Raw genomic sequence first — 6223 nt, 5'->3', positions numbered from 1 at the left:
TTGCGCCAGCGAGGCCTTGATGTTACTACCACTCCAGAAGAAAATTTATTGGGGGTATCTGATGAAGTACAATTGCAATTTGCTTTATCCAATGGTCGCGTGATTTTTACTCAAGATACTGATTTTTTAAGAATCAATCAACTAGCACGTTGCTTCAAGTCAGAAAAATTCCCCTCTATCCGTCCCAACCTAATCGAGACTATTGCTCACTGACTAAATAACGCGATCGCCGAATCATAAAACAATGCCTGCCAAAGATATTTTCCATGATTGTGTAAAACACGCCCTAATCAAAGATGGCTGGATAGTTACCGATGATCCCTTAAGTCTTAAAATTGGCAAAAAAGACTTGTTTATTGATCTAGCAGAGGAACTGTTAACACAAATTGATACCCCCTAGTCCCCAAAAGAAGAATCTCCCCATGAGTAACCCTATTATCATTGAAACTGACTTAAAAGATATTCTCGCTAAACTTGACAATCGGTTAGAGCGAATCGAAACAAAACTAGAAGTATTACCGAAAATAGAGGCCGAAGTTTCCCAACTCAAAGAAGATGTCAAAGACTTGAAAGAAAGGGCAACGGCTCAAATATGGGCTTTGATAGTCACTGTTATCGGTGCAACTGTTGCAGCAATTATCAAATTCGGTTTTTTAACTAAAACTTAAATCATCATTAAAAACTAAGTTGGAACTAGACAAGTTCCAACCAGTAACAAAAAATTGACCTTGAAGATTAACGACGGATTGGTGCCATCGCACCGTCGGCGGCGGCGCGAAAAGGTTCCACTGCCTCGCTATAATCGATCGGTAAAATAGCCACCACGTTATCGTGAGGACGGGGAATAATTACCCAGGTTTCTAAAGCTGCCCCCTCGGTTTTATTGACGGCTTCAATGCCGGCAGCCATAGCGGTTTTTACCTCCTGTACATCCCCACGAATATTGAGGGTAAAACGGGCGCTTCCTGCCCTTAAATAACCAACAATCGTGATCCGTCCTGCTTTTACCATCGCATCGGCGGCCGCTAGAATACCGGGGAAACCTTTGGTCTCGATCGATCCCACCGCGGGTTGGGCTGTCATAAATTAACTCCTAATAACAAAAATCAGATAAGTTCAATTGATAGAATCCAATCTATTTTCCAGTCTTTAACTATAGTCTAGTTTGGGGCAAATCGCTAGGGAAATTAACTGCGAAAACGGTCTGACTTAGCCGTATGCTGCACTGGTAAAACCGCCAGTACATTTTCTGGAGGATTCGGTACGATGTAATGACTGACCACATTGCCACCAAAAGCGGTCATCGCCGCCGCTAATCCTGCCTCTACTGCCGGTTTAACCTCGGAAATCGGACCGCGAATCGCCACTAAAAATTCGCCCCTTTCCGCTAGATCAAAATAAACTAGGGTGACTCGTCCCCCTTTAACCATGGCATCCGCCGCCGCTAAAACGGGGGGAAAACCCAACGTTTGAATGACTCCGACCGCCTCGGGCATTTTTCCTGATCTCCTGCGAAAGCAACTTTACATTATACCCCGAACCTGTCTTTATATTTTCTTCTGCAAATCCCCGACCGATCGAGCCTGTTTTTTCTCTAAATACTGTTGATGGGACTGATCGGCCAGATAATAATCTCCTGCGGGTTCGATCAAAGTAACGATATCTTGCTGAAACTTTGCCGATAGTTGTAGTTGACGCTTGGAAGCAGTGGCGATTAACTTTTGTTCCGGGGTGTGATAAAAAATAATCGATCGATATTGTTCTCCCCGGTCCGGTCCTTGGCGATTTAACTGAGTCGGATCATGGATTGACCAAAAAACAGCTAATAACGCCTCGTAGCTTATTTCTTGGGGATTATATTCAATTTGTGCCACTTCCGCATGACCGGTAATTCGCGATAACACATCGAGATAACTAGGATTGGGAAAATTTCCCCCCATATAACCCACAGAAGTCGCTAAAACCCCTGGTAAACGCCGAAATGCGTCCTCGGTTTTCCAAAAACAGCCGGCCCCAAAGGTGGCTTTTTCGCCGTTATTCATTTCTCCTCACATCCTTGGCAAATTCTACAACTGCTTTTGTAATTGTCTCGCTTAAATTAGCATAAACTTTGGCAAAAGGGGGAGCTTTTTCGGTTAATCCTAGGATATCCGCCGTTACTAACACCTGACCATCACAATCTTCCCCCGCACCGATACCAATCGTCGGGATAGTCAATTTATCGGTAATAGTAGCGGCTAAATTGGCGGGAATATGTTCCAAAACCAGGGCAAATACTCCCGCTTTCTCCAAGGCTAAAGCTTCCTCGATTAGTCTTTGTGCATCCGATGGGGTTTTTCCCTGCTGACGGTATCCTAAGCGATGGACTGACTGGGGAGTTAATCCGATATGACCCATAACAGGGATGCCTATCTCGGTTAAACGGCTAATCGTCTCGATCATAGCGGGATAACCTCCCTCTAATTTTACCCCTTGTACTCCCGCTTCCTTTAACATCCTTCCGGCGGAGTGAATTGCCTGACTGACACTTTCCTGATAGCTGAGAAAAGGCAAATCACAGACAACTAAAGCTTGTTTTACCCCGCGAGACACGGCCGCTGCATGGTGAATCATCGCCTCTAGGGTGATCGGTAAAGTGGTAGGATAGCCCAAAGCGGTCATAGCTAAGGAATCACCCACCAAGATAATATCAATTCCTGCTCGATCGAGCAGTCGCGCGATCGGATAATCCCAAGCTGTGAGGGTGACAATCGCGCGTTTTTGCTGTTTCCACTCGATTAATTTGCTGGTGGTGACTGCCATTCTTTATTCACTGCGGACAGCTTCGAGGATACGGGAAAAATAGAAACGAGTGCTAGTCATACTCGTCCGTTCAATTTTAAAGCCATTTTCGTTGAGAGCGGCGACAATAGTTTTTTCCTTGTGTTGATAAGCGCGAGTGGTTTTACTCGGACCGGGGAAAAATTGACCAATTTTCTTGAGAATGGTTAATAAACAGGTTTTAGGGGCAAAACTGAGGATTAAACGGGATTGAGCTAGGGTTCCCAAGTGTTTAATCATGCCTAATGCTTCTTCTGTGGGATAGTGAATGAGAACATCAAGACAGATGACTGTGTGATATTGGCCGGTTAATGCTTCTAAATCTTGAACGGCAAAGGTGAGTTTACTGGTATCTGCTAACTCTTTGGCCGCTCTTTCCTTGGCTTCTGTCACCATTTTCTCGGAAATATCACTGGCGAAAATAGTTGCGCCCGCTTTAGCGAGGGGAATACTAAGACTACCGACTCCACAACCGGCATCACAGATCGAGAGATTAGGCAAATTGTCATCACTTTCTAACCAACCGATAACGGTATCGATCGTCTGTTGATGACCGATGCGAATATCTTTTTGTACTTTGTTAACTTCGCCATCCCCATAAATCCGGCGCCAGCGATCGAATCCCGTGGCGTTAAAATAGTCCTTGACTATGGCTTTATCGTCTAATGTGTTGGTCATAAGGAAATCTAAACGAGCGGAGATGGTTATTAGTTTATCCTACCGTGAAAGCCAGTTTTCCGACTGAATCATTCAGGGTTGCCGTTAGAACATAAGTATTATTTTGTTTCCCCGTGCTGCCAAGCATTGTCAAAGATTTGTAAATTTTTTAACCAAAATCCTTGAGGTAATGTTAGGCTGATCGCAGGAGAAAAAACACAGCTTAATAGCGATTAAATATAAGGTGAGGGTTTTAAACTTATATGATCGGTTTAAGCCCAAATACATAAAAAAATTGATTGAGATTCCCTAACCTAGTTCCGTTGTTTCCCAGAGCCTGAATTACTAGAAAAAATTTAACACCGCCAGGGCTGGAGTCCAGAAACAACGGCACTTAGAGACTGAAGTGAACTTAGGAAAATGGTTTCCCAAACCGTGAACATTTTGAGGGTGGGTAATTAACTGACTCATCTTTTGCCGAACCATCCTGAACAATTAAAGGATGGTTAGACCAGTGGTTGATGATTGAAAAATCTTCGATAAAAAGGCTGGTGGTTAAGCCATTTTTCCGCGATTGTATTAGCTAAAATATCCATTTTTTGGAGGTATTTTTTATGTCTGGACAAGCGAGTTTTCCCATCCCCAGTACCGCATCAAATGAAGAAACCACGGGGCGATATATTGTTACTTTCCAAGATGGAGCAACCCCGGAAGGAATCGCCGCCCTGCGAGATGTGGCGGGGATATCTGCCTTGCCCGATGCCCGGGACTTTGCCGATTCGGCCATGGACAGTTCAGAACTAGATGCGGCGGGAGGGGGAACCTTTCCGACTTTGGGGGTGGCAGTGGTTTCCCTGGATGACTTAGCCTTGAGCGGTGTCATGAACATAGCGGGGGAAAGTTCGGCAATTTTAGCGATCGAACCCGAACGAATTTACTATGCAATCGAGGAGGGTTTATCCTCGGAATACCTCAAGGGTTATCGCGATGCCGTCAATCATCTTTATGAACAGTCCAAGGCTAAAAAAGAGCCGGGAGATAAGGATCTCGCAGCCCTAGCCTTTCTCGATGATGCCCAATCCACTTGGGGATTAAAAGCCACGAAAGTAATCAATTCCCTTGGTCGCACTGGTCGCGGCATTAATGTGGCTGTACTAGATACGGGTATGGATTTAAAGCATCCCGACTTTTTCGGGCGATCGATCCAAAGTCAGTCTTTTGTACCAGGAGAAGCGGTGCAGGATGGTCACGGTCACGGCACTCACTGTATCGGTACCGCCTGCGGATTTAAAAATGTCAACGGTCGCCGCTACGGGGTCGCCTACGAAGCCACCATTTATGCGGGCAAAGTTCTCAGTAATGCTGGCAGTGGCTCCCAAAGTTGGATTCTCGCCGGCATGGAATGGGCGATCGCCAGTCGCTGTGCGGTGATTTCTATGTCCTTGGGCAATACAGTTCCAACTCCTTCCACTGCCTACGAAACTATCGGTCGTCGCGCTCTGCAAAATGGTTGTTTGATTATCGCGGCGGCCGGCAATCACCGGCCTGGTACTGTGGGTCAACCGGCTAATAGTCCCTCAATTATGGCCGTGGCGGCGATCAATAGTAATCTGCGATTAGCTTCTTTTTCCTGTGGTTCTGGTACTGCCCAAGGTGCTAACGTAGATATCGCCGGCCCCGGGGTGGCGATCTATTCTTCTGTACCGATGCCCCGACGTTACGACGTTTTTAACGGCACTAGCATGGCTACCCCTCATGTGGCCGGGATTGCTGCTCTCCACGCTCAAGCTTCGGGAGTGCGCGGGGCGCAACTCTGGCAGTTACTCACCTCGAAAGCCTTGCGACTGTCCATTCCCACCGTTGATGTGGGCAGTGGACTGGTCCAAGCGCCTTAGCAGTCAGTATTGAGGAGTCAGGAGTTAGGAGTTAGGAGTTAGGAGATTATTTTTATTTATTCTCCCCACTTCCCCTGCTCCCCACTTCCCCGCTCCCATCTCCTGACTCCTGCTCATCTTTTTACTTTTATTAATAGCCATGGAACAGATTATCGTGACGATCGATGAACAGCATTTAGCCGATATTCAGACAGTGGCCAATAATTTACAATTTCTGGGTATGACAGTAGATAATATCTTATCGGTTTCCGGCATTATTACCGGTTCAGCCCCTCGATCGCTGATCCCCTCTTTAAAGGCAGTGCCTGGAGTTCTCGATGTGGAGGAAGATAAGGAAATGCGGGCGATATAAGCTGTTGACTATCTAAAAAATTACTCGTTAAGACTCCAGGGGAGCGCTGGAGCTTTTTTGCTGTGTTGCCAAAGGCACGGCGTAGCCGTCCAGTAAACAGTAATCAGTGAAAAGAAAGCTCCCAACTTGCCACTTAATAGTATTGAAAACTCAAATCTGATCACTGATCACTGACTCCTGACGGTGAAGCAGTGGACCGGGAGCGATTGCAACTCTGTGGAAAAGCTTAATTTGTTTTCCGCTTCACTTTTAGTTAACCTAAATTGAATATCATGTAATCGTCCCAAGATCGATCAGTAAGGGTTCCATGTCAATTATTAACCATAGAACTAAGATCGTAGCCACGATCGGCCCTGCCAGTAATTCGCCAGAAGTCCTCAAGCAGATGATCGGTGCGGGGATGAATGTAGCGCGGCTAAACTTTTCCCACGGTAGCTACGAAGATCATGCGAGAGTTGTTACCCTTTTACGGCAAATTTCTCAAGAATTAGACAATCCT

The 6223-nt window shown here is 45.9% G+C and carries 10 protein-coding genes and 1 pseudogene; 6 read left to right on the top strand and 5 right to left on the bottom strand.

The window, feature by feature from the left end; all coding sequences use genetic code 11:
* The 3 genes and pseudogenes from PX484_RS08735 to PX484_RS08725 form a co-directional block, all read left to right on the top strand.
* On the top strand, positions 1–213 hold a 213-nt coding region (locus PX484_RS08735), incomplete at its 5' end, for a DUF5615 family PIN-like protein (protein ID WP_288103492.1).
* Between the two features lie 31 nt (positions 214–244).
* A pseudogene (locus PX484_RS08730) lies at positions 245–379 on the top strand (element excision factor XisH family protein); the annotation flags it as partial.
* A gap of 43 nt (positions 380–422) precedes the next feature.
* On the top strand, positions 423–668 hold the full coding sequence (locus PX484_RS08725) for a hypothetical protein (RefSeq protein WP_002775412.1): 246 nt from the start codon (positions 423–425) through the stop codon (positions 666–668).
* A gap of 67 nt (positions 669–735) precedes the next feature.
* Here PX484_RS08725 and PX484_RS08720 read toward each other — a convergent pair whose 3' ends face one another.
* From PX484_RS08720 to bchM, 5 genes are all read right to left on the bottom strand, one after another.
* Positions 736–1083 carry a carbon dioxide-concentrating mechanism protein CcmK gene (locus PX484_RS08720; protein ID WP_002733188.1) on the bottom strand — a complete coding sequence of 116 codons (348 nt, stop codon included), beginning with the start codon at positions 1081–1083 and terminating at the stop codon, positions 736–738.
* Between the two features lie 104 nt (positions 1084–1187).
* Entirely contained in the window at positions 1188–1496 is a 309-nt protein-coding gene (locus PX484_RS08715) for a carbon dioxide-concentrating mechanism protein CcmK (RefSeq protein ID WP_002782143.1), read from the bottom strand.
* Between the two features lie 51 nt (positions 1497–1547).
* The gene (gene msrA / locus PX484_RS08710) at positions 1548–2042 is read right to left on the bottom strand and encodes a peptide-methionine (S)-S-oxide reductase MsrA (RefSeq protein ID WP_002800848.1); all 495 of its coding nucleotides are present in this window, start codon (positions 2040–2042) and stop codon (positions 1548–1550) included.
* Entirely contained in the window at positions 2035–2802 is a 768-nt protein-coding gene (gene panB / locus PX484_RS08705; protein ID WP_002734057.1) for a 3-methyl-2-oxobutanoate hydroxymethyltransferase, read from the bottom strand. The genes msrA and panB overlap by 8 nt, the downstream gene beginning before the upstream one ends.
* 3 nt (positions 2803–2805) lie before the next feature.
* A complete protein-coding gene (gene bchM, locus PX484_RS08700) occupies positions 2806–3498 on the bottom strand; it encodes a magnesium protoporphyrin IX methyltransferase (RefSeq protein ID WP_151695503.1) in 693 nt (230 codons plus the stop codon).
* A gap of 593 nt (positions 3499–4091) precedes the next feature.
* Here bchM and PX484_RS08695 point away from each other — a divergent pair.
* The 3 genes from PX484_RS08695 to PX484_RS08685 form a co-directional block, all read left to right on the top strand.
* On the top strand, positions 4092–5372 hold the full coding sequence (locus tag PX484_RS08695; RefSeq protein WP_287767252.1) for a S8 family serine peptidase: 1281 nt from the start codon (positions 4092–4094) through the stop codon (positions 5370–5372).
* Positions 5373–5511: 139 nt separating this feature from the next.
* On the top strand, positions 5512–5724 hold the full coding sequence (locus tag PX484_RS08690) for a hypothetical protein (protein WP_002800842.1): 213 nt from the start codon (positions 5512–5514) through the stop codon (positions 5722–5724).
* A gap of 307 nt (positions 5725–6031) precedes the next feature.
* On the top strand, positions 6032–6223 hold a 192-nt coding region (locus PX484_RS08685; RefSeq protein ID WP_288103488.1), incomplete at its 3' end, for a pyruvate kinase.

Origin of the sequence: Microcystis sp. M49636_WE2, from assembly GCF_030065375.1 — a bacterium.
GTDB lineage: Bacteria > Cyanobacteriota > Cyanobacteriia > Cyanobacteriales > Microcystaceae > Microcystis > Microcystis aeruginosa_C.
This window is presented reverse-complemented; position numbering and strand designations above follow the sequence as displayed.

Bases quoted from the DNA above. Each gene is read 5' to 3' on its own strand.
- PX484_RS08725 (WP_002775412.1), top strand. From the start codon at position 423: ATGAGTAACCCTATTATCATTGAAACTGACTTAAAAGATATTCTCGCT.
- PX484_RS08720 (WP_002733188.1), bottom strand. From the start codon at position 1,083: ATGACAGCCCAACCCGCGGTGGGATCGATCGAGACCAAAGGTTTCCCC.
- PX484_RS08715 (WP_002782143.1), bottom strand. From the start codon at position 1,496: ATGCCCGAGGCGGTCGGAGTCATTCAAACGTTGGGTTTTCCCCCCGTT.
- msrA (WP_002800848.1), bottom strand. From the start codon at position 2,042: ATGAATAACGGCGAAAAAGCCACCTTTGGGGCCGGCTGTTTTTGGAAA.
- panB (WP_002734057.1), bottom strand. From the start codon at position 2,802: ATGGCAGTCACCACCAGCAAATTAATCGAGTGGAAACAGCAAAAACGC.
- bchM (WP_151695503.1), bottom strand. From the start codon at position 3,498: ATGACCAACACATTAGACGATAAAGCCATAGTCAAGGACTATTTTAAC.
- PX484_RS08695 (WP_287767252.1), top strand. From the start codon at position 4,092: ATGTCTGGACAAGCGAGTTTTCCCATCCCCAGTACCGCATCAAATGAA.
- PX484_RS08690 (WP_002800842.1), top strand. From the start codon at position 5,512: ATGGAACAGATTATCGTGACGATCGATGAACAGCATTTAGCCGATATT.